Source organism: Neorhizobium sp. LjRoot104 (assembly GCF_964253725.1).
GTDB lineage: Bacteria > Pseudomonadota > Alphaproteobacteria > Rhizobiales > Rhizobiaceae > Neorhizobium.
In genome coordinates this window covers 568,194-589,818 of the sequence record NZ_CAXURS020000002.1, presented here as the reverse complement: position 1 = coordinate 589,818, position 21,625 = coordinate 568,194, and the positions used below count along the sequence as shown (strand labels likewise).

Annotated in this window: 20 protein-coding genes; 11 read left to right on the top strand and 9 right to left on the bottom strand. The window is 59.8% G+C overall.

Annotation, left to right across the window (positions count from 1 at the left end):
* Positions 1 to 39 precede the first annotated feature (39 nt).
* Positions 40 to 1,047: a DctP family TRAP transporter solute-binding subunit gene (locus ACSQ8R_RS25005; RefSeq protein WP_436256040.1), complete on the bottom strand. Its 1,008-nt coding sequence runs from the start codon at positions 1,045 to 1,047 to the stop codon at positions 40 to 42.
* A gap of 102 nt (positions 1,048 to 1,149) precedes the next feature.
* On the bottom strand, positions 1,150 to 2,055 hold the full coding sequence (locus ACSQ8R_RS25000) for a dihydrodipicolinate synthase family protein (protein ID WP_436256039.1): 906 nt from the start codon (positions 2,053 to 2,055) through the stop codon (positions 1,150 to 1,152).
* A gap of 596 nt (positions 2,056 to 2,651) precedes the next feature.
* Between ACSQ8R_RS25000 and ACSQ8R_RS24995 the strand changes: the two genes are divergently transcribed.
* Positions 2,652 to 2,942: a hypothetical protein gene (locus ACSQ8R_RS24995; RefSeq protein WP_436256038.1), complete on the top strand. Its 291-nt coding sequence runs from the start codon at positions 2,652 to 2,654 to the stop codon at positions 2,940 to 2,942.
* A gap of 26 nt (positions 2,943 to 2,968) precedes the next feature.
* Here the strand turns inward: ACSQ8R_RS24995 and ACSQ8R_RS24990 are convergent, their stop codons facing one another.
* The 7 genes from ACSQ8R_RS24990 to ACSQ8R_RS24960 all read right to left on the bottom strand — a co-directional run bounded on the left by ACSQ8R_RS24990 (position 2,969) and on the right by ACSQ8R_RS24960 (position 10,295).
* Positions 2,969 to 3,682, bottom strand: a complete 714-nt coding sequence (locus ACSQ8R_RS24990) for a hypothetical protein (RefSeq protein ID WP_436256037.1) — start codon at positions 3,680 to 3,682, stop codon at positions 2,969 to 2,971.
* Positions 3,679 to 3,801, bottom strand: a complete 123-nt coding sequence (locus ACSQ8R_RS24985; RefSeq protein ID WP_436256036.1) for a hypothetical protein — start codon at positions 3,799 to 3,801, stop codon at positions 3,679 to 3,681. The genes ACSQ8R_RS24990 and ACSQ8R_RS24985 overlap by 4 nt, the downstream gene beginning before the upstream one ends.
* A 2-nt stretch (positions 3,802 to 3,803) precedes the next feature.
* Complete coding sequence (locus ACSQ8R_RS24980; protein ID WP_436256035.1) at positions 3,804 to 5,753, bottom strand: type IV secretory system conjugative DNA transfer family protein; 1,950 nt, start codon at positions 5,751 to 5,753, stop codon at positions 3,804 to 3,806.
* A gap of 3 nt (positions 5,754 to 5,756) precedes the next feature.
* A complete protein-coding gene (locus ACSQ8R_RS24975) occupies positions 5,757 to 7,286 on the bottom strand; it encodes a hypothetical protein (RefSeq protein WP_436256034.1) in 1,530 nt (509 codons plus the stop codon).
* Positions 7,287 to 7,608: 322 nt separating this feature from the next.
* Positions 7,609 to 8,526 (bottom strand): AAA family ATPase, encoded by a 918-nt coding sequence (locus ACSQ8R_RS24970; protein ID WP_436256033.1) that lies wholly within the window; start codon positions 8,524 to 8,526, stop codon positions 7,609 to 7,611.
* A 5-nt stretch (positions 8,527 to 8,531) separates the two neighbouring features.
* Positions 8,532 to 9,698 carry a hypothetical protein gene (locus ACSQ8R_RS24965; RefSeq protein ID WP_436256032.1) on the bottom strand — a complete coding sequence of 389 codons (1,167 nt, stop codon included), beginning with the start codon at positions 9,696 to 9,698 and terminating at the stop codon, positions 8,532 to 8,534.
* Between the two features lie 3 nt (positions 9,699 to 9,701).
* The gene (locus ACSQ8R_RS24960) at positions 9,702 to 10,295 is read right to left on the bottom strand and encodes a hypothetical protein (RefSeq protein WP_436256031.1); all 594 of its coding nucleotides are present in this window, start codon (positions 10,293 to 10,295) and stop codon (positions 9,702 to 9,704) included.
* Positions 10,296 to 10,735: 440 nt separating this feature from the next.
* Between ACSQ8R_RS24960 and ACSQ8R_RS24955 the strand changes: the two genes are divergently transcribed.
* From ACSQ8R_RS24955 to ACSQ8R_RS24910, 10 genes are all read left to right on the top strand, one after another.
* Positions 10,736 to 11,335 carry a hypothetical protein gene (locus tag ACSQ8R_RS24955; RefSeq protein ID WP_436256030.1) on the top strand — a complete coding sequence of 200 codons (600 nt, stop codon included), beginning with the start codon at positions 10,736 to 10,738 and terminating at the stop codon, positions 11,333 to 11,335.
* The gene (locus tag ACSQ8R_RS24950) at positions 11,335 to 12,237 is read left to right on the top strand and encodes a FlgO family outer membrane protein (RefSeq protein WP_436256029.1); all 903 of its coding nucleotides are present in this window, start codon (positions 11,335 to 11,337) and stop codon (positions 12,235 to 12,237) included. The genes ACSQ8R_RS24955 and ACSQ8R_RS24950 overlap by 1 nt, the downstream gene beginning before the upstream one ends.
* 182 nt (positions 12,238 to 12,419) lie before the next feature.
* Complete coding sequence (locus ACSQ8R_RS24945; protein ID WP_436256028.1) at positions 12,420 to 16,709, top strand: peptidoglycan-binding domain-containing protein; 4,290 nt, start codon at positions 12,420 to 12,422, stop codon at positions 16,707 to 16,709.
* A 137-nt stretch (positions 16,710 to 16,846) separates the two neighbouring features.
* Complete coding sequence (locus ACSQ8R_RS24940; RefSeq protein WP_436256027.1) at positions 16,847 to 17,089, top strand: type II toxin-antitoxin system ParD family antitoxin; 243 nt, start codon at positions 16,847 to 16,849, stop codon at positions 17,087 to 17,089.
* Positions 17,086 to 17,379, top strand: coding sequence for a type II toxin-antitoxin system RelE/ParE family toxin (locus ACSQ8R_RS24935; RefSeq protein WP_436256026.1), 294 nt, complete (start codon positions 17,086 to 17,088; stop codon positions 17,377 to 17,379). Before ACSQ8R_RS24940 ends, ACSQ8R_RS24935 begins: the two co-directional genes overlap by 4 nt.
* 288 nt (positions 17,380 to 17,667) lie before the next feature.
* Positions 17,668 to 18,111, top strand: a complete 444-nt coding sequence (locus tag ACSQ8R_RS24930) for an acetyl-CoA carboxylase biotin carboxyl carrier protein (protein ID WP_436257275.1) — start codon at positions 17,668 to 17,670, stop codon at positions 18,109 to 18,111.
* Positions 18,111 to 19,502 carry an acetyl-CoA carboxylase biotin carboxylase subunit gene (locus ACSQ8R_RS24925; RefSeq protein ID WP_436257274.1) on the top strand — a complete coding sequence of 464 codons (1,392 nt, stop codon included), beginning with the start codon at positions 18,111 to 18,113 and terminating at the stop codon, positions 19,500 to 19,502. The genes ACSQ8R_RS24930 and ACSQ8R_RS24925 overlap by 1 nt, the downstream gene beginning before the upstream one ends.
* On the top strand, positions 19,499 to 19,921 hold the full coding sequence (locus ACSQ8R_RS24920) for an acetyl-CoA carboxylase (RefSeq protein WP_436256025.1): 423 nt from the start codon (positions 19,499 to 19,501) through the stop codon (positions 19,919 to 19,921). Before ACSQ8R_RS24925 ends, ACSQ8R_RS24920 begins: the two co-directional genes overlap by 4 nt.
* A gap of 5 nt (positions 19,922 to 19,926) precedes the next feature.
* Positions 19,927 to 20,625, top strand: coding sequence for a 5-oxoprolinase subunit PxpB (gene pxpB, locus ACSQ8R_RS24915; protein ID WP_436256024.1), 699 nt, complete (start codon positions 19,927 to 19,929; stop codon positions 20,623 to 20,625).
* The gene (locus ACSQ8R_RS24910; RefSeq protein ID WP_436256023.1) at positions 20,622 to 21,617 is read left to right on the top strand and encodes a biotin-dependent carboxyltransferase family protein; all 996 of its coding nucleotides are present in this window, start codon (positions 20,622 to 20,624) and stop codon (positions 21,615 to 21,617) included. Before pxpB ends, ACSQ8R_RS24910 begins: the two co-directional genes overlap by 4 nt.
* Positions 21,618 to 21,625: the final 8 nt, after the last annotated feature.

Genomic DNA, 21,625 nt, shown 5'->3' with positions numbered 1-21,625 from the left:
GACGTGGAGCCGAGCGGATGCCTCGGCTCCACGGCACCATCATTTGCCGGTGCGCGACGCTTCGATCGCCTTGATGTAGCGATCGGCAAAATCCTTGCCGGCAAGCTCGGAATGCTTCGCGATGACAGGTTTCATCTGCTCTGCCATGCGGGCAAGCTCGGCATTGTCGACCTTGTTGACCTTCATGCCGCCATCCTCGATCGTCTTGACGAGACCCGCTTCCATTTCGGCGAACTGCTTGCGCTTCCACTCGACCGCATCCTTGCCGGCGGCGACCACGAGCTTCTGGTCCTCCGGCGACATTGCGTCATAAGTCTTGCGGCTCATGATGATGACTTCCGAATTGACGGAATGACCGGTCATGCTGATGAATTTCTGCACTTCATACACGCGCATGGCGCTGATCTGGGCGAGCGGCGCTTCCTGGGCATCGACGGTACCCGTTTCCAGAGCCGCATAGACTTCGGACACCGGCATCGGGGTCGGATTCGCTCCGAGCGCCGAAAACATGTCGATATACATCGCGTTCGGGATGACACGTACCTTCAGACCCTTGAAGTCTTCCCACTTCTGGATCGGTCGCTTGCTGTTCGTCGCGTGGCGGAAACCGTTATGGGAAAAGCCGAGCGCGACCCAGCCTTTTTCGTAGAGCTTGGCGGACAGTTCCTTGCCCATGTCGCCGCCCAGAACGCCGTAGAACTCGTCGGAATTGCGATAGATGAACGGAAATTCGACGACAGCCATTTCCTTCACCTGCGCGGCAAGGCCGGCAGCGTTGGCGGTCGAGATATCCTGCGTGCCGGACTGGACCTGCTGCTGCATCTGTCCGTCGTTGCCAAGCGTGCCATCCGTATAAACGTTGATGTTCAGTTTGCCGGCACTTTTTTCCTTCACAAGCTCGGACAACTTCTTCAGAACCATGGCCGAAGGGTGACTCGCCGCCATGCTGGTACCGGCCCTCAGATCCGCGGAAAAAGCGGTGCCCGCCAAGGCGATGACGATAGCCGCAACGGATGTGACGAGCTTGAGATTGTACAATTGTGTCATGAATTCCTCCCTTGTGAAAGCTTGCGGGTGTCGTGCCGCGATAATTCTCCGACAGAAGTCCCGGCGGCATACCTCCATGCCGCCGGGGCTGACCGATTGGCGTCAGGCCGCCATTTTGAACGGGACGTCGAGGCCGGCGAATGCGTCGGCGATGCGGCGCTTGCGGGCTTCGTCGGGCATGCGCATGGGCGCACGCGGCAGTGCCAACGGCACGCCCTGCAGCGACTGGGCATACTTGATGCAGGCCGGCAGGTCGTCGCAGATCAGCGCGTTCCAGAAGGTCAGCAGCTTGCGGTGAAGCGCCAATGCCTCGACATGGTTGCCGGCCTGGACCAGATCCCACAGCTTGACGACGGCGGCAGGCGCCGCTGCGGGATTGGCCGCGATCGTGCCATGCGCACCAAGCGCAAAGCTCGGATAAAGAAGCGCATCGACGGCGGTGAACACCAGCTTGCCTTCCGGAACCTGCTGCAACAGATCGGCCAGCAGCTTCAGGTCGCCATTGCTCTGCTTGACGCCGATGACGCCCGGCACTTCCGTCATGATGCGGATCAGCAGCGCGGGGCTCAGGTAGCACCACGGCACGACGTTGTAGATCAGAACCGGCAGGCCGCTTTCACCGGCGATCGCCTTGAAGTGTTCGACAATCGCGTCATCGGACGGGCGGAAGACGTAATGCGGCGGGGTGACCTGCAGCGCCACCGAGCCCGCCTTCCTTGCCATCTTGCAGCGGTCCACAGCCTGGCGGGTGGAATTGATGATGACGCCGGCGATCAGCGGCGCCTTGCCGTCCAGGGTTTCGGCGGCGGTCTCGAGCAGCGCCTGCAGTTCGGACATTTCAAGTGTGTGGCCTTCGGCCGACGAACCGCCGACACAGATGCCATGCACGCCGGAATCCAGCATGAAGCGGATCTGGGTCTTGAACTGGTCGAAGAGGATATCGCCATTGGCGTCGAAGGGTGTTGTGGTTGGCGGTATGATGCCAAAGAACTGCGGCGCTGCGGCCATCGCTTCCTCCATTATGCGAACATAATGTTTGAATAATGGACATCGCAGCTGACGTCAAGCGCATTCCTGGTCAGCGGACAAGGTGATTCGGCATCGTCAACTTAACGAAGCATGGATGTCGGCGTGAGATGACGGGGCCATGACAGACCGTGACCCACTCTACCGGGTCGTCTCGTCATGATTTCTCCTGTTCCCGGCATCTAAGCCGAAGGCAGGCAGAAATTCCACTTATCCAGCTGTGGAGATTTCCCGAACCAGTTCTGAATTTGCAATCCTTGAGCCGGAGTCAGAAATGGAATCGGTGGAAACGGACCGTCGAGAAATCCCGGAATTCACGTCGCACAGAAGCCACGGCTCGATCCGGCGCATCTGCGCCCCCGACAATACACAAAATCACTCATTGCGGCGGCCTCCTTTCGATCCAATGAATCAAAAGGCAGTAGGCAGCCGCAAGCGATTTAACAGGTCCTGAGCCTAAGCTTTTTCCGGAAAAACGTAACATTGGATAACAAAAAATGAAGCGCCGAATGATATTATTTCCGGTCTGGATACGATATACTTTGCAATCATCGTTTTATGTTGCGAAGGAACCCGTTATGACAAATTGGGACAGATCTTCGAAAGCCGATTTCAACAAAGCAGCTGCCGATCAGCCATCGAAGGATGGTTTGACTGACAAGTTAACGGGCAGCGATGATACCTTCAAATCCAGGGGCAAGAGGGACAGGCCCGAACTCAACTATCCGCCTCCTCGCATGGGATCAACGCGTTGGGACATGAGCAGGGCTCAGGGAACTGAGTGGGGAAGCCCTTCGAAGGACGGTCCGGCTCCGCTCAAGGAAGACCCCAAGCTTTCGAAGAACTTCAATAATCGCGCCAAGGGTTAAAGCTTCGGAACCCGGCCGCCCACGGATCATTTCCTGGGGCCGGGCGGACGCGGAGACTCCGGAACCTTGGAGCTTTCCGCTCGATGCCTGTCCCACGGGCCCTTGATTCCCGTGGCTACTGCGGTCGTCTTGCCATGATCATGTTTCTGTTCGAGGTCGTGGGAAGCGATCAGTGCGCCTTTCATGCTCTCAATGTTCCGCTGGTTTTCCGGTGATTGAAACAGCGCACGTTGCATGTCGGGATCGCTGCCCAACTCATCGGTAGACAGGGGCGTCCTGTCATATTCATCGACCTTGCGGCCAAGCAGCTTCTGGCTTTGCCGATGGGTCATCGTCAGCCCGATATCGCCACCACCGGTCCGCTTCGCCGCGGCATAGTTGAAGTTCCCGTCAAGGGTGTCGAGCTTTTCAACTCTGCCGGCCGAGCGGTTCGCACGCGCCGGGACCCTGGCGAGAAGGACGTATCGACCTCCCCGTTGATCGGCGATCGTCCGGGAGGCGGCATGGTCGGCGTCGTCCTTGGTTTGGGAAATTCGTTCGCCTGCTACATCGTTTGCCAGATCCCGATACTTTGTGGATTCCGGCGTGACATAGACGAAGTTGTTTCCGTCCTTGTCCGTTAGGATGAAGGCGTGGCCCTCATATCCCTTGACGTCATAAATCTTCCCGCCCGTGAACTCGCTGGCGGCCTCGGGACTGCCGAAGGCAGTGTAGACATGCTTTTTCTCGTCGTCTGTCATGGCGGAAACATCCAGTGAAACGTGGTTGCGAGGCTGGTGATCATGCTGCCTATGAACTGTCCCGCGAACCAGTAGGCGGCGGCCAGTAAGATCAAAACGAGAATGAAGCGCAGGATCATGATCAGGATTTCCCGATCGGATGGACTTTCCAGCGCATGCGCCGGGTCTCCACCTGGCTGCGGGAGGCCAGGTGCGCGATCGCCTGCGCGTAAGGGCTGTTGTCGTCCACGGACGGGACTTCCAGCGCGGTGAACTCGTCCTTCTTGATCCGCGCGGCGTATTGAGCCGAACCGGAGATCGAGGAACCGCCTGTTCCCTGCCTCAGCCCTTGCCCGATCGAAATCGAGCTTCCGCCCAGGGTTTCGATATATTGGCCGAAAAGTTCCGACGCATATTCGTTCGTTTCCTTTTCCGTATTGCGCAGAAAGATCTTGATGGCGCAGTTGCCGAGCATGTTCAGAACCGGTTCACGCCGTTCCGTCTGCTTGAAGAGAGCGTTGAGGTTCTGGAATGCGATGATGTTCGCGTGGTTCGACTCGCGCGTCCGTTCGAAGGCATCCGCGTCGCCGCGTCCTTGCCCGACGGTGAAGAAGGACTGGAACTCGTCGCACAGGAAAAAGCTCGGACGGGGTTTGCGCCGGCGCTTGAGGACTTCCCGGTAGAATTCGAGCTTGATGAAGGTGGATACCACGCGGGCCATCACCTCCTTATCGGCAATCGGCATGTTAACGTAGAGAATCTTGCCCTCGTCGAGAACCTCGCCGATCCTGACGGTCGAGCGGCCGGCAAATAACGTGTCGTAGGGCGCGCGCAGGAAGCTTCCCAGCATGTTGGAAACGAAACTGCGGATCGTACCGCGCATATCGCCCGGCATCGGCAGCCACACGTCGAAGAAATACCGGAAGGTCCGCTCCACCTCGTGGGATCTGTCGTAGGTCTCGTCGGAGACCAGCCGACCCCAACGCTCGATCACCTCGTCCGACATCGCGGCTTCGTATAGCTCGATCAGGGACGGGGGTTCATCGGGTCGCGCGTAACGGAGAAGGGAGATCAAATTTTCCACCAGCCGTTTAGCGCTGTCGATCCAGAATGTGTCGTTCTTGCCCGCGGGGTTCAGAATTTCCATGACGGCACCGAAACGTCCGGCGATCTCCTGGGAGTCATCGTCGCTGTCCAGCGGGTTCCAGCGCATGGATTTGTGCGGCTCCGAGGGGTCGATGATCAGCAGGTCGTTCTTGCGGCCATGTTTGCCGGCAAGCGTGCTGATCTTGTCGTGGAAGTCTCCCTTTGGGTCGAGAATGAGGGCCGACGCGGGTTGCCCGGCGGCACCAGTCGCCTGCAGCAGCCCGTCCAGAAGCGCATTGAGGACACAGATCGTCTTGCCGGAGCCCGGCTGTCCGAAGATCGCTGCGCTCTTGTAGAAGTCGCTGACGTTCCAGTCATATTCGCCGGCCCGGAATTTCATCGGCGCAATGACTTCCACCGCCTGCTGCGCATGAAAGGAAACGTCTTCCGTCTCGGTACGGGCATCCCGTACCCGGGAGCCGGAGATCTGCATTTCTTCGTCCATCTGGCGGCGCATGGCCCTGGCTTCCCGAAGCTCGCCCGCAGATGCGACAAGCACGAACGGCGTCAGAACCAGGCAGCCAAAACCGGCCCAGTAGAACAGGGTCCGAAATCCGGCAACGGCTCTGAACGGATCCCAGTGGGACAGGACCGCGAGGGCGATGAACACGACACCCAGCGTCGAAACGGCCGACACCCTGGCTGCGACGCGATTGCTGCGAATGAGGTAACGCTCGGCATTCTGACGCACACCGGGCGGAGCATCGGCGAACTGCCAGCGCATGCGGGCGTTGTTGTAGTCCCGGAAAGGCTGAGACAGGCTCCAGGTCGCCGTCGCCAGCGCGCCGAAGAACATGATCACCAGCATCATGCGGATAAATGCCCGATCCATGAAGCCGGGAGCCAGAAAATGGATTAGGATGGCCAGCGAAAGCGCGCCGGCGGAACTCGACCAGAAGTAAATCTTGCGATGGCGGATATCGTCGGTCGATATCTTGTGCAGCATGGCTCAGGTTCCGTCCGCCAGATTGCGCACCCCTTCAGCAAGCTTCTTGATGGCCTCGTTGAAGGCGTTGTCCCTGGCATTCTGGCCATTGCCGACGCCTTGCACGCTCAAAGGCTTCAGTTTGTCGCTCGCAAAGGTCCAGTCGCCGGTCATCGTCATCGGTTGCCGCACGCTGTCGAAGCTGGCCGAGCCCGTACTGAGCTTGGTGGTCCTCGCTTCCCCCACGTTGAGCTTCAGGCGCACGGCTGATTGTTCCTCCGCTTCGACGATGCGGAAGCCGATTTCCGTCAGCACCGATTTCAATGCCGCCAGCGCCTTGGCCATCTGCGGATGGTTGCCGTCGGCTCCGACGAACAGCGGGATTGAACGGGAAAAGGTCTTGGCTTCGGTCGCAAGCGTCACTTCGCGCGCGGCCTTCAGCGAATCGTAATCTTGGCGCTGCCGGTCTGTCATGCGGGAAATGTCGAACTGGGTTATGTCCTCGTAGTTCTTGCGCACCTGATTGCCGAGCGACGCCGGCCCGCCGGATTTCACTGCCGCAGCGGTGGCGCTCATGCTTTCAAGGCGTCTGTTGGAGCGCGTGAGCGCCGCAACGGCATCCTGCGCGACCGCCAGGGCCTGGGCTTGCGGCCCGGTCGGCTGGGTAATCCCGCCATGCCCTTTTACGACATCGGCGAGGTCCGTGATCCTCTTAAACTGGGAGGCCGGAGCGGTCTGCGGATTGAAGGTCCGGGTCTCTTCCAGGAGGTCGTCCATCGCGAAGGCGGCGGCCTCCGATTTCGCGGAAGTGATCATCGTTGCCTGTGCAGGACCGGCGCGCGCAGTATCCATGGCAGTCAGCGCACTGACCGCGGCGATCAGTTCTCCCCGAGAATCCTTGCTGCTCGTACGGCGCAGCTCCACGGCTTCGGCCAGCCGGTCGAGCCTTCGGTCGCTGTCGTTGATGCGTTCACGCGCGGCTCGCGCCTGTTCGAGCAGGCTTGCCTGGTCCGGCGACAGGCGCGGCAGATCCAGGGCATCCAACCCTGCGGCCCTGGCGAGGGCCTCCGTCTCGGCAAAACCTCCATTGGCCGTTGCGGCCGAAGCCGCCTGAACGAGCTGCGAAATCCGCGCATCGGAGGCTTTGATCGCAGCCTGCGCAACGTCACCAGCAGCGACCTGTTCCGCCTTCTGTTTCCACACCTCACGGCTTTCGTCGTAAGGGGTCATGTCGGCGCGCGCCCGGGCTAAAGCGGTTATCTGCGGTGCCGAACGGTTTGCAGCGACGGCCGAAAATGTCGACGAAAGATTTGCGAACCGGGTTTCTGACTGGGCATGGCGCTGCGAGCAGTTCTGGGCTTTCGTCAGCAGATCGTTGCCGCCCGCGAAACATTCCGCATAGGCATAATCAATCGCCTGCAGGAGATCGAGCGCGCCGGACATGAGCGCGCAACTTTCGCCCATGCGGGCTTCGGCGGTGGCGGCGTTGACCTGAACCTGGAATTTGCGGAAGCGGGATTCGGTTTCAAGCGGCATGCCGGCAGGCGGCGCCACGCTCACCGCCTTGACATTGGACGGTACGTTGCTGCCGACAACGATCGGCGCCTGAGCGCCGCTGCCCGGCGCAGCGCATCGGGCTGATGTGGAGGCCGGCGATGATGGCGCAGGGGATGGGGCGGCTTGCGGTGTCCCGGGGCCGCCGGGGATATTCTGGTTGTTCTGGGCAATTTGCTGCGATGTCGAGCCTCCGGGCAGTGAACCGGACAGAACCGCTGCCGCCGTGGCGGCCAAGGCCAGAAAGACGGTGACCCGGAAGGGTCGCGCCCGGCGCCATAGAGTGAATATTTGCGGCCCTATCGACATGGAATAACCTGCGTCAGAGGTTGTCGGCGTAACAGAGGATGTCTTCTTCCTCGATGCACATCAGCGTTTCGTTGCTGATGCGCGAGATATCCTCCACTTCGTCGATATGTTCGGCCAGGCGTTCTGCCTGGATGGGCTGGAGCGCTTCGAAGAACTGGCGCACCTCGCGGGCATTGCCGAAATTCTCGTCGGAAGAGCGCGCCATTTCGTCGATGACCTTCCGGGCCTGGTGGCGCGCATCGCGGGTAAGATTGAAGCCGTTCTTCTCGACCAGGCTTTCGAAAATCGCAAACAACTCGTCGCTGTTGTAGGAGGGAAACTCGATCGTGCGGGAAATGCGCGACTTGAGACCTGGATTGGCCTCCACAAAACGGCGCATCTCGGTCGTATAGCCGGCAAAGATGCAGACCAGCCGCTCGCGGTTGTCTTCCATCAGCTTCAGCAGGGTGTCGATGGCCTCCTGCCCGTAAGGATCGGTCTTGCCGGTCGCGCCGCCGCCGCCGGCAAGCGTGTAGGCTTCATCGATGAACAGCACGCCGTCGAGCGCATCCTTGACCTTGTCCTGCACTATGCGAGCGGTATCCCCGAGATGCGTGCCAACCAGGGCCGAACGATCGACTTCGACGAGCTTGTCCTTGCGCAGCAGCTTCAATTCGTAGAGCAACTGGCCGATATAACGGGCGATCGTGGTCTTGCCGGTTCCCGGCGGGCCGGTAAAGACCATGTGAAAGGTGAGATTGGCAACCGGAAGGTCTCTCTCCTTTTTCAGGGAGACGATCCGCGCAAAGTCGACGAGACGGAAGATCTCGCTCTTCACCGGTTCGAGGCCAATCAGGCCGTCGATCTCCTGAAGAATGGCTTCCAGCCCGTCCCCGCGCTTGGTGCCGGTCGTCCGCTGTTCCCGGCGCCTGTGTCGAAAACTCTGCTCCATCCCCGTCACTCCAGTTGGTCGTCGGCAAGACGAATGATTTCGCGATCGATGATTCTTTCGCGGGAATTTTGCGGCGAACCTTCGCTGCGTGCGATCTCGATGAGGGTTTCCGCCATGCGCCGGCAGGCTTCGGAATTGTCGAACGCGTCGCCGGCGCGTTCGCGCAATTCCGCGAGTGTTCTTCTCGCCATGACGGCGGCGGCATCATCGGCCAGCGACCATCCGGCAGCACCCAGCCGCGTTTCCAGGATATCGAGAAGCGAATCGTCGTCGATATCCTCAAATATGATCGTGCGCACAGCAAGCTTGCCCAGCCAACGCGCCGTTTCCGGCTGGCGGCTCAGGCGTTCGGACTCCTCCCGCGTCACCGTCATGGCAATGAAAATCTTGTGCGGATGACGCTGGATGAACTCGAGAAGAGCGACGCCGAAATCGGCACCCGGTCCCGTCCCTCCACTATAGGGATCCGACGCCATCAACCAGCCTGCACCCTCCAGAAGCAGCGTGCCGCCAAGCGCGCGTTGCGCCATGGAACTCGCCATCGCCGACGGAGTGCCATGTTCGCCGGAGCGCAGATCGACATCGCGGACGGTTACGACATTGGCGGTATCGAGCGCACCGCGCCCGGCCAGGATCTGACCGGTGGCGATGGCGGCCGTCGTCATGCCGACGCCGCGTGGACCGGCGAAAACCGCCACGACGGCGGGAGCTTGCGTGCCGAACGGACTGTCCGGATCACCGGAGAGCGGATCGAGGAGGCGTTGTTCGATCTGCTTTCTCGCACTTTCGACGCCGACAAGGCGGTTGAGGGCGGAGGTTGCTTCCGCTTCTATCCGGAAGCGGTCTTCCTCACTGAGCTTGCCGCGCGGGCCGGCTTCAGGCGAAATGGCATTCGTCGCGCCGGCGGCAGCCCTGCTGGTGAGAAAGCCAAGGAGGCTGGACAGGAGCGGCACTTTCGACAGCGCATTGAGCCAGCCGATCTCGTACATGATGGCGACAGCGACGATCAGCCAGAAAAACACGGCAACCAATGTCGCGATCGAACCGATGCCGCCGAAAGATGGCCCGCTGGACTGCGAGCCGCCTCCGAACATACCTGCCACCACGATACCGATCAGCAGGACGCCCAGGATTCGCAGGGGAAGCGGTATGAAGGAGAGCTGCCGCAACATGGCTCAAAAGCTCGGTGATAGTGGCAGCTTCATCTGATCGCCCGGAGCCATCGTCGGCCAGTCGATCGATGCGCGGCCGCTTTCAAGCGCAACGGTGATGCCGCCGCCGCCGTCCTTCACACCGGTCACGAGGATCTGACCGTCGGAGGGATACGGTATGGCCAGTGTGGTCTTCCTGTTGAGCGCCGTCACCTCCACCGGAATGGACGCAGAGCTTTCGAAACGAACCACATCGCCGTCCTCCGACTGCGTGTCCCAGATCGTGACCCATGCAAGCTGAAGTCGGCCCTGGTTCACCTCCTGGCGCATTTTCTCCTGCGTTTGCTTCGTCACCGTGTCGGGCATCGAGGCGAAGGCCTTGTCGAGTTCCTGCGCGCCGACGAGGCGCACCGGAAAGCCGGTTCCGCTGGCGACCAGGGTCTGATAACCGGCCATCCGCTGCTGCTTCTGCTGCTCCGAAACCGTGTCGCCGCCGCCCGCAAAAATGAAATACGCACCTGCAGCCGCGGCCAGCATGACGGCGACCGCGGCGAGCGGCTTGAACCAGCTCGTTTCGCCCGAAGGGGTGCCCGAGCGACCACTGCCGCCCGGCGGCATCGACGAACCGCTCCCAGAGGAAATTCCTGCGTTTTTCGTTGGTTGCGCCGATGCGGGCCGAATGTCTTTACGGTCGCGCGAACGGATTTCCATTCTAGGGCTCCGAATAGCTCTATGCCGGGACTTGGTAGTCAAAATCTGCAATTCTGAGGCACACTTGCCGAAATCATGGCAATAAGCAACATACCCACACCTACTACTTCTGTTCATTCTTGCGCTTGCAACGGATATAATAAATACTTGCTGCGTAAAGGATTGAGCGCGTCACTGACGCAGTCAATGCTGCGTGGATGATCAACAAGATAGATGTAATGTTGAATGTCCGGCCATCATCTATGGTCACGAAAACCATGGGGGGGGCGTCGCCAGACAAGCTTTAAATTGCTTTCAATGAACTGCGATCCTTCAAATTTCCGTCCGTGAACGCAAGAGATGTCTTAATGCTCAAATATGTCTGCCTGCTGGTACTGCTTGGCGCTACGACCGGTCATGCGCAATTTGTCAGCCCCGGAGCTTCGGGCGGTTCTTCTCCCCAGAACAACGGCAACATTCGCAATCAGCCCGATAACGCCACGGATACTTTTTCCGGCCTCACGTTCCAAGTGCAAAGGATTGTGAAGGACCCCGCAGTGAAGAACGGCCTGCGCCTAATCATGCGGGTGATCGAGACCGAGAAGGAGGGCCGTCGCGTGAGCTGGATCCAGCCGGCGGCGACAGTTACCGACGAAGTGGGCAATATCTATCAGGCGACCCAATCGACCGGCGTTCCGGTTTGCATCTACAACAAACCCTGGGACATGGATGGCGCCGGATGCGCCCGCTTCAGGCCCAACACTCCCTCGTTCCTCACTCCCAGCCAGCCGGCGGCGGTCGTGCTCAATCTCGCTCCCGCCAAGGATAGCTTCTCCGCCGATCTCGCCGCGATGGCTCGGAAGGCAGCGTTCAATGCACGCATCGGCATCTTCAGCCAGGACCTGAAAACCGTAGGCTTCTACGACGTCGTCATCAACGGAATCGAACTACCGGAGGGTGGGAATTGATGCGGAAGCTCCTTCTTGGCGTCCTGTTGAGCGTTCCGGTCATTTTTGCGGGATCCGGTCGTTCGACAGCCGCCGAAAGTGTCGATGATGCCGTCGACCAGATCGCCCAGCAATTCGTGGCCTCGCGGGCAGGTGCTGCGACCACTTCGCGCGTCGCCGTCACCGCCTTTGTCCAGTCCGACCAGAAAACGACGCAGTTCACCAACCTCGTTATGATCGCGCTGACAGGAAAACTGGTGCAGCGGGGGGGCAATGTCTTCCGGGTCATCGAACGTGCCCAGCTCGAGAACGCGTTGCAGGAAATACAGCTGTCCGAAGTCGATCTCTTCAACCCCGATAGCGCCAAGAAATTTGGCAGCTTTCTCGGTGTGGACCAGCTCGTCGTGGGTGAAATCACGCCCCTGTTCGATCGGGTTCGCGTCGATAGCCGCCTTATCGATGTCGAGACGATCGAGACGATCCAAAATGCCAGCGTCTGGATTCCCCTGACGCCGCCCGTCCAGCAGCAGCTCGAGAAACAGGTGTCGATGCGTCGGCTGAGCATAAACGGGGACAGTGGCCCCGATCCTCGCAACGGCATCTGGAGCGGAACCGGGCAATGCGGCGAGAACGTTTTTGGCGTAGCGGTTTCGATGGTCGTCAATACCGATCACAGCATCACCGCCTTGCAGACCTATTATCCAACGGCAAACGGCTCACGGATTGAAGCGGGCGTCCTGTCGATGGAAGGGAGTTTCGACCCTGCCACGAACAATTTCACCCTGGCGCCGCTGGACTGGCTGTATCGCCCGAACGGACATACGCCACTTGGCTTTACCGGTAAATTCGACACCGGCCGCAAGGAAATACAGGCTTCCTACACGCAGCAGGGATGCGGCAAGATCCGACTGCGCAAGCAGTAGCGTGAACGCAACATCGACCTCCTGAGACGTGATTGCGGTGGGATAGGCTCGCTCGCGCAAGGAAACTCGCCTTTTGGCGTAAGCAATTTGCCTGAGAGTGCAGGTGCCGTCTACTCATAATTGCTTAGTTCGAGATGCTTCGCGTGTAATGTACGGTCTTACTGTATATTGCGGAGGAATAAATGACGGCAAGAGTTCGATATATTTCGCTGTCCGTGGCAATTTTGGTCACTCTATTAATTCCTGTAAGGTCCGGTGCAAACGACGGGGCGCAGATACTGCGCAATTTTCTCGACGGTGGATTTCGGATAATGAATTCCAATCCCGGGCGCGGCCAGGACGCGCGGTCCGGGTCCAGGGTATCCAATGACGCGGGGCTCGATTCGAAAGAGCTTTATACGGCGCAAAGACGCCTCGGTGAACTCGGTTACGATGTTGGCCGGACGGACGGGAAAATCGGAAGCCGGACGACGGAGGCAATCCGGAAATTTCAGAGTGCCAGCGGCTTCACGCCGACTGGACGCCTCACGATAATGCAATTCCATCATCTGATGCAGGAAGCCGGCGACACGACCGCCACGGCCGCGCCGCAGGATGAAGCCCCCCTGTCCAGCGACGAAATGGCAGACATGCAGCGTAGTCTCGCTGCGCTTGGATTCGACATCGGTACAAGCGACGGCAAAGGCGGTCCGAAGACAGGCAGGGCCATCTCGAAATTCCTGCGGGATCGCGGATATGATCCCGATACGACACCCGTCCGCACGGCGCGCCAGATGGTCATGGAAGCCGCCGGAACGCCGGAATTGGCCGTTGAGGATGGCGTTGATGGCGTCGGGTCTGCGGCGGCCCCGGCCGGTAAATCCGGCCTTGCTGCTATGCAGGCTGGCGGGAATTATTTCGATTGGTCCGGGAAGTTCAACGGATATGAAGCCGACCGCGCCGCATTTCAGCAGGCCATAACCCGGCGTCTGATCGCCATCGATCCGCTTCTGCTCGACAATCCTGCCGTGTTGCAGCGTTGGTTCGAGGAACTCAGCCGTGGCCACCGCGGCGACTGGGCACCTCCGGAAGCGGCGGCACTGTACAAAGTCTACAAGGATGGAAGCGAGTTCGACAAGAAGAAGGCGCTCGACGATTTTCGTGGTTTCATGGGGACACAGGGACTGGCCGATCCACTAATCGTGACGCGGGTAAGGCCGGTCAGCCTGGGGCTTTACGACTTTGCGTCGGAGAGCTTCCCGTTGCAATATGAGGATGTCGGTCGGCAGATGACGCTTTATGGCGCCGGCTATAGCAAGATCACGGCGGAAGCATCCGCGTGGGATGTGCCGAACAAGCTCGCGATGCCCAAGGCTGAAGCGGAGCGTTTTGCAGCGGACCTGGGCGGGAGCAATGCAAGGTCGCTTCACATGGCCGTCCGTATGAAGGTCGGCAACTTTGCGGTGGAGAACGACCATTCAGGCCAGCGGACCGTCTTTGCCGAGGCAATTATCGAGAAGATCACCCTGCATCGACCCGTGCCCTGGCCGCAGACCGGCCTCGGACCGGTGATCAGGCAGATCGAGATAAAGCTGCCGAAGCTTGTTGAAGCGCCGCCGGCGGCTCCTCCAGCTACGAACACGATGGGATCCTGGACCAGGCTCGGTTTCGAGAACCGGGATGGACGGATTGTTCTTCCGGTCGCCCGAGAGGGCGTCTACGCGGAGCGCAACGATGCAAGGACGGCGTTGACGGTCAAGGCCATGGGCCTGCTGGGCATAGGAAATATGCCGGACGTTCCGAAGTCGTCAGGTACGGCACATCGCTTTTCGAGCATCTATGCGACGAAGGAAGCCTATCAGTCGTTATTCCCGCCAAGGAGAGAAGAGACAGCGTTACTTCGCGAGATTGCGGCGGACCCTTTCAAACAAGACGAGATCCTGAAGAAATTCAACTCGGAGATATTGCCGCAGATCGTCGCGGAGGCGCCGCGGCTTCCTGTCCGAGTGCTTGTAGCGATGCCTGTCGAACTGGGTGGCTACGACCTTACGCGTCAGGGATTTGCGATAACGCCTTCCCGGTTGCTTCTCCCCCAGGTGAGCTTCCGGTCCAACCTGAACGGGCAGTTCCCACAATATCTCAAGGTTCCGCAGGCGCGGGCCCGTAAATATGTGGATCAGGCAAAGCGTTCAAAAGTGACCGCCTACTACGGCTTCGAAATGGCCCTTACCGGCGTCGAAGCGCAGTTGCGTGAGCATTCGATCGGCATCTTCCAGTCTGGTGATGTCCGTACCACCGTTACCGGCGAGGTCACGGGTGTCGCACTTTACGAAGATGCCGACCTGAAACGGCTGATAACCAGGCTGCCTCTTTATGATTTCGTGCCGCCGCCGGAGGTGCTTCCGGGCACGGCCATCCCGGAAGGCCAACTTCTTTCCCGGTGGAACGTGTCCGCCATCACAGCCGAACTCGCCGGAAATCCGGACCTGCCTCGCAAGCTGGTCGAAAGCTCGCGCTTCGTGAAGGAAGCGGACGAGTTCAACCGTCCCAGGCTGCTGGAGCAGGCTCTGGCCCAGTTCGCAGCGTCCCAGATCGATCGATCCAAACCGATGTATCTGATGGGGGAGATCAAGCTTGGCACGCATGATGGCAAGAATGCTTTCGCGATCAAAAAATGGCAGTTTGCCGTGACGCTTGGCGAAAAAATGCAGCTTGATGGTGGTCTGACCACCGTCGATCCGGAAAATTCCGACGCCCTGGTCAGTCTGCCGATCGAGCGGGACGCGGCCCAGGCGCTTGTAAAGGACCGACCCGGCCGAACCTTTCCGGCGGTGTTCCGAGTGCGACCTGTTCGGGCAACCGAACTCACCGGCGGCAACGGGCCTTACGCCCGCCTGGATGTCGCAATCGAGCAGATCATGCTGATGGACACAAAGCATACGGATCGCGTCACGCACGCATTCTCGGTTGGCTCCCGGCCGGATGCAGGCAATGCGGACAAGGTATCCCTGGAAACCACGCCCAGCCGACTTCCGCTCAACCCGGAAACCAGCGTCCTGCTGAGCTTGGCGCATTCTGGTACGCCGCTTGACGACGCGACTTTGCGGATGCTGCTTGGCATGCGATGGGAGGAGGAAACTCGCCAAAGATATGATGTCGTCAATACCGACCCGGCGCCATGGGGCAGGTTTTTTCCAAGGAACTATCGGGCACTGACGGAGGCGGATTATACACGGCTATTACCGAACTTCCGTCGCTGGACAGAGCTTCGCATCGCCTCCTTGCCCACGCAGCTGCGATACGAGAACGTCTACGATGATCTCGGTTCCAACAAGTATTTTGGCTGGCCCGCGAGAGAATACGTAGAGGCGCTACGCGAACTCGGCATAAGCCGCAGGGACTTTTCGCAATATCAGGGCCATCTGTTCTCGCCACAGCAAGATCAATCCGGCGGTTCATTTACGCCGAAGACCATCCTGTCGCTGGTCCGCGAGCTGAAAGAGATCCCTGCCGATGTCTATGTGCCGCTGGAGAACCTGCCGGCGCTGCCAAGGGGCCAGTTTGGCCGAGCTGTCAGTATCGATCTCGATGTCCGCAAGGCGATTGCAAGCGGCAATCGGCCAGATGGGCGTCCCTTCGTGGTCCTCGATGCCGTGCCTACGGAAATCCGCTGGTTTGGGGACAAGAGCGCCGTGACGCCGAGGAGCATGATTGCGAAATTTTCCATAGCGCCGATCGCACCGCGTCTGCCTCAGGTTGTAACGGTACCGGATATTACCGGCGTCCGGATCGGCATGTCGCGTGAGGAGGCGGAAACTATCCTTCGCGATCAGATCAAGTTCGAACGAATTCTCGAATTGAAAGGCAATCCGACCAATCCGAATGAGGTTGCCGAAAGCGCCCGGCTTTATGTCGGAGCGAGCGGTACGGATCTGATCGGCGTGCTCTACGGGCCGAGCGCCCTCGAGCCCAAGGTCTACGGCATGGCGCGCAGCCTCTATTTTCTGCACGGAATGACGCAGGAGCAGGTACTCGGCGCGTTGGAGAAGAAATACGGCGCGCGTTCTCAGCCGTCCCTATGGCGCTGGGGCGAAAGTGCCGACATGCCGATCTGCGGTCATGAGGGAACGCCGAACGCGATAAACTGGACGGGCGCCGCCGTCGTCGAGGGGCCGCCGCTCATGATGCAGCCGGTGACGCAGCAGCAGATGATGCAGGACCCTGCAATCGCCGCTGAAATCCGTCTGATACGACGTATAGCCTATTTTAATTGGGGCTTCTCGGTTCAGAACATCGCAGAACAATGCGGCCCAGTCGTCACAGCGCGCTTCCAACCCACTTACCGGGTAGGCAATGCAGGCGAACGTATACCCGACGGCGAGACAAGCATTCTGTGGAGTTGGCTCTTCGACCATACTCTCCATCAGGCGGCCCTGATGGAAGGGAGCAAGGCTACGAAGAAAACTGCAGACATTATCGACCTCAAATTGTAATTTTATCCCCAAGTACTTTATCTTTTGGATTGTTTTCTTCGCGATAAGAGGTCAACGGTTCGAATACGTTCAAGGCATCGGAGCGTTTGACAAACTTTGCCAAAATTCACTATGGTGCCTTCAAATGGAGGTTTCCGATGGCCACAATGAACGTATCTCTTCCAGACCAGATGAAGGATTGGGTAGAGGCGCAGGCCAAGACCGGGCGATATTCGAATGCTAGCGACTACGTGCGCGATCTGATCCGACGCGACCAGACACGAAACGACAAGATCGCCGCCATGCAACGCTTTGTCGATGCCGGGCTCCAAAGTGGTGTTGGCATCCGATCAAAGGACGAACTCTTTGCCGAAGCGATGACTCGTGCCAGCAAGTCATGAGTTTTAAGCTTTCTGTCGAGGCGGAAGACGACATTATTGCGATCGCCGAGCAAGGTGTCCGTTTGTTCGGGGCAGGCCAAGCAAAGCGCTACCACGATGAGCTTTTCGCAGTACTTGATCTGATAGCTGCTAATCCACGCATCGCACGCGAACGGGATGAGATTGATCCGCCCGTCAGAATTCATCCCTTCAAAGCACATCTCATCGTTTATCGGATTGAAGAAGATGAGAAAATTCTTGTAATACGAATTCGCCACGGGCATGAAGATTGGGCAAGTAGTTCAATATAGCGCCACAGATAACGCTGTGGTTTAGCGTGTCTCAGGTTCCCGTTGGTTCAAGAGCCTCACAAGTCCTGCACTATACCATTGCAGCAAGCTCGAAAATTGTTAGACGTCCCAATCGTCATCATAGCGCTTTCTGGTAACGTTCTCGCTGTCCTCCGCAATGCCCCAATCGACGGTCATAGAAACTTCTTCTGACCCCATCTCCATGATCGGCATGTTACGGATTGGATAGCCGATCCGATCCGATCTTCTGCGGGTTGCGATAGGCATTCCGAAATGCCGGGCACAGTGATGGACCTTTCGAAAATAAAGACGCTGATCGATTTTGTCGGACGATCGAATGTGACCGAATTATCGGTCACGGAAAAAGACATCACGGTTCGGATCTTTCGCAACGCGGGACAGGCAACAGCCGTCGTTCCGGTTTCCGAACCGAACGAAATCGTAGACACCGCCGCGGAACCCGATTCCGGCTCGTCGCTGGCAGCTCCGGCAAACAAGGCTTTTCAGCTGAAGGCACCGGTCTTCGGCATACTGCATCGCGCATCTGCTCCCGGACAGCAACCCTTCGTCAAGAACGGCGATATCGTGGCAGAGGGGCAGACGCTTTTCATCATCGAGGCCATGAAGGTTTTCAACACGGTCGCGGCGCCGCGTGCGGGCAGCCTTGTCCAGTTGACGGAGATCGATGGCGGTGAGGTCGAAGTCGGCGACGTGCTCGCGGAGATTGCATGATGGCTAAGCCTTTCGAAAACGCCGCCTCGGCCCTTCGCCGCTTCGATACCGTCCTGATCGCCAACCGGGGAGAGATCGCGCTTCGCATCCAGCGTGCCTGCCGCGAGCTTGGCCTGAAAACCGTGGCCATCTGCTCGGAGGCCGATCGGCAGGCGCCATATGGCAAGACGGCCGACAGTTTCCTTTGTATCGGCCCGGCAAATGCCGCGAAAAGTTATCTGAACAAGGATGCCATCATCCTCGCGGCACAACTGACCGGTGCCGGCGCCATTCATCCCGGTTACGGTTTCCTGTCGGAAAGCGCTGCCTTCTCGGAGGCCATCGAAAAGGCCGGGCTGGTCTTTGTCGGGCCGGACGCCTCGGCGATCTCGACGATGGGCGACAAGATATCGGCGAAGCGGGCGATGATCGCCGCGGGCGTTCCCTGCGTGCCAGGACCACAGACGGCGCTCCCCGACGATCCGGCGATCGTCGAACGGACAGCGCAGGAGATCGGTTATCCCGTCATCATCAAGGCTGCGGGCGGCGGCGGCGGTCGCGGCATGCGCGTCGTACCGGAGGCCGGTGCGCTGCATGAGGCGATCGCGCTGACCCGCGAGGAAGCGCGCCAGGCCTTCGGTTCTCCGGCGCTCTACATGGAGAAATTCCTCCAGCATCCCCGGCATATCGAAATCCAGGTCCTTTGCGACCTCCACGGCAATGCCGTCTGGCTGGGACATAGGGATTGCTCGATGCAGCGGCGCCACCAGAAGGTGGTCGAAGAAGCGCCGGCGCCCGGTATCTCGCCCGACCTGATCGGACCGGTGGGGCTGGCCTGCGTGGAGGCCTGCCGGCAGATCGGCTATCGTGGCGTGGGAACTTTCGAATTCCTCTACGAGGACGGCGAATTCTACTTCATCGAAATGAACACGCGCCTGCAGGTCGAGCACCCGGTTACGGAAATGACCAGCGGCATCGATATCGTCCATGCGCAGATCAACGCCGCCCAGGGCATTCCGCTCGCTTTGCGGCAGGGCGATATCGCCTGCAACGGCCATTCCTTCGAGTGCCGCATCAATGCAGAGGACCCGGAAAGTTTCCTGCCCTCGGCCGGGACCATTACCGAACTCGTGCTTCCCGAAGGCCCGGGCATGCGGGTTGACACCCATATCCACGCCGGTTATCGGGTTTCGCCCTATTACGATTCCCTGATCGCCAAGCTGATCGTGCATGCGCCGACGCGGGCCGAGGCAATGGCAACGATGCGCGACGCGCTTGCCGCTACGCGTGTGGAGGGAATTTCCACCAATCTGCCCTTCCTGCGAACGCTCTTCGAGGACGACGCCTTTGCCCTGGGCCAAACGGACATCCACTATCTGGAAAAATGGCTCAAGCAGCGGAGAGCCGCATGAGCAACATCGATTTCAGTGATCCGGCGATGATTGCCGCGCTGACGGAAGCGCTGACGGAAGCCGGCGTCGACGGCCTCGAGATTTCGGGACCGGGCGGCCGTCTTTGCCTCGTCGTGTCGAACGGCAAGGGGCCACACGTCCGTGTGACAGGCGATGCCGGGGCAAAAACGGCGTCGGCGGTGACGATCAAGGCGCCGATTGCGGGATGGTTCTGCGCCATCCACCCATCGGTTTCCGAGGAGACGGAGACGCTGCCGCGCAGGGTTTCCGACAAGGATGTCGTCGGCTTTATCCGCATCGGCTCCGTGCTGCTCCCCGTTTCGGCGGGCCGATCGGGCCTGCTGGCCCGGCGGCTGGCGGAGCCCGGCGCACTGGTCGGGTTCGGCGATGCCCTGTTTGAGATTGAGCCCCAGCAATGATCGCCATGTCAAAGCCCCTTGTGTCTTCACCCCAGATCGTCGCTGCCCCGAAGGATAAGGCGCGCGTCTCCTTCATCGGAGGTCGGTCCTTCCTGCTGGAGGCGGCGGGTGAATTCGATCTGCCGGCACAGCGTTTCATCTGGGCACTGTCCCATCTGGTCAGGAATTGGGCGGATGTCGCGGAAGTGATTCCCGGCATGACTAACCTGCTGGCGATCTTTACGGAAACGCCCGAGGATCCGGAAATTATCGTTGGCCGGCTTCTGGAGGCCTGGGATAATGTCCCCAGCCTCGATCTCTCCGGAAAGACGATCGAGATTGCCGTCCATTACGGCGGCGCCCATGCGACCGATCTTGCGGCGGTCTGCGATTTTTCAGGCCTGAGCGACCGGGAGGTCGTGCGCATCCACCACGAGGCAACCTATCGGGTCTTTGCGCTCGGAAGCGCTCCGGGCTTCGGCTACCTGCACGGCCTCGATGCCCGCATCTACATGCCCCGCAAGACGGTTCCGTCGCTCAGGATGGAAAAGGGCTGCGTGACGATCGGCGGAATGCAGACGGGTGTCGCGATGCTGACCGGCCCGAACGGGTGGAATTCCATCGGTTATGCTGACCTGCAGATGTTCGACCCGACGTCCCCGACGCCGGCCCTTATGGCGCCGGGCGATACGGTGCGCTTCGTGCCGGACAGGATTGAGCTATGATCGAAATTATCGAAACCGGCCCCTTCAATACGATACAGGATCTCGGCCGCCCCGGCTATCGCGCCATCGGCGTCTCCGCCAGTGGCGCCATGGATCCGCTTGCGGTCAGGATCGGCAATATCCTCGTCGGCAACCCGCAGGATGCGGCCGCCATCGAGATACAGATGTTTCCATTCAAGCTGCGTTTCGAGAAACCGGCCGTTTTTGCCGTTACAGGTACTGATGGTCAGCCCTTGCTCGATGGCCGGGCATTGCTGCCCTGGTGTGCGTATCGGGCCGAAACCGGCGAGATCCTCGAGCTGAAACAGCCGCCAAAGCTGGCACGCGCCTATATCGTGCTCGGGGGCGGCGTCGACGTACCGGTTCTCATGGGCTCGCGAAGCACGGCGCTGCGTGGCGGATTCGGCGGCAATGCCGGCCGGCCGCTGATCAAGGGAGACCGGGTCGAGGTCTGTGCCGCTCCAGAATCTCTCCCGCTTCCCGCAAGCGGCATTGCCGCCGTGGCGCCGGCGGTCGCGTTGCGCGAAGTCTTTCCGGTGACCGATGACGGCACGCTGCTGATCCGGGCTATTCCCGCCGGGGAGCATGAGCTTTTCGCCGATGATGGCGAGGCGTTCTGGAGCCAGGTCTGGAAGATTTCGTCGCGCAGCGACCGCACGGGTTACCGCCTTTCCGGCGAACCGATCAAGCCGGTGAAGACGGTTGAAATGCGCTCGCACGGCGTGGTGCCCGGCGTGGTCCAGATGCCGCCGGGCGGGGAGCCGATCATTCAGATGAGCGACGCCAATACGGCGGGCGGGTATCCCAAAATTGCCGGCGTGATCGAGGCCGATCTGTGGCGGCTCGGCCAGGCGCGGGCCGGCAGCCGGCTGCGGTTCGTGCACTCGACACATGCCGAGGCCCGCTCGGTCGAACAGCTTGTCTCCCGTTATGTCGAGGACATCGAGCGGACATCACACATGGTCAAGCGCGCCTTGCAGGCGATGGCCTGACGCCATTC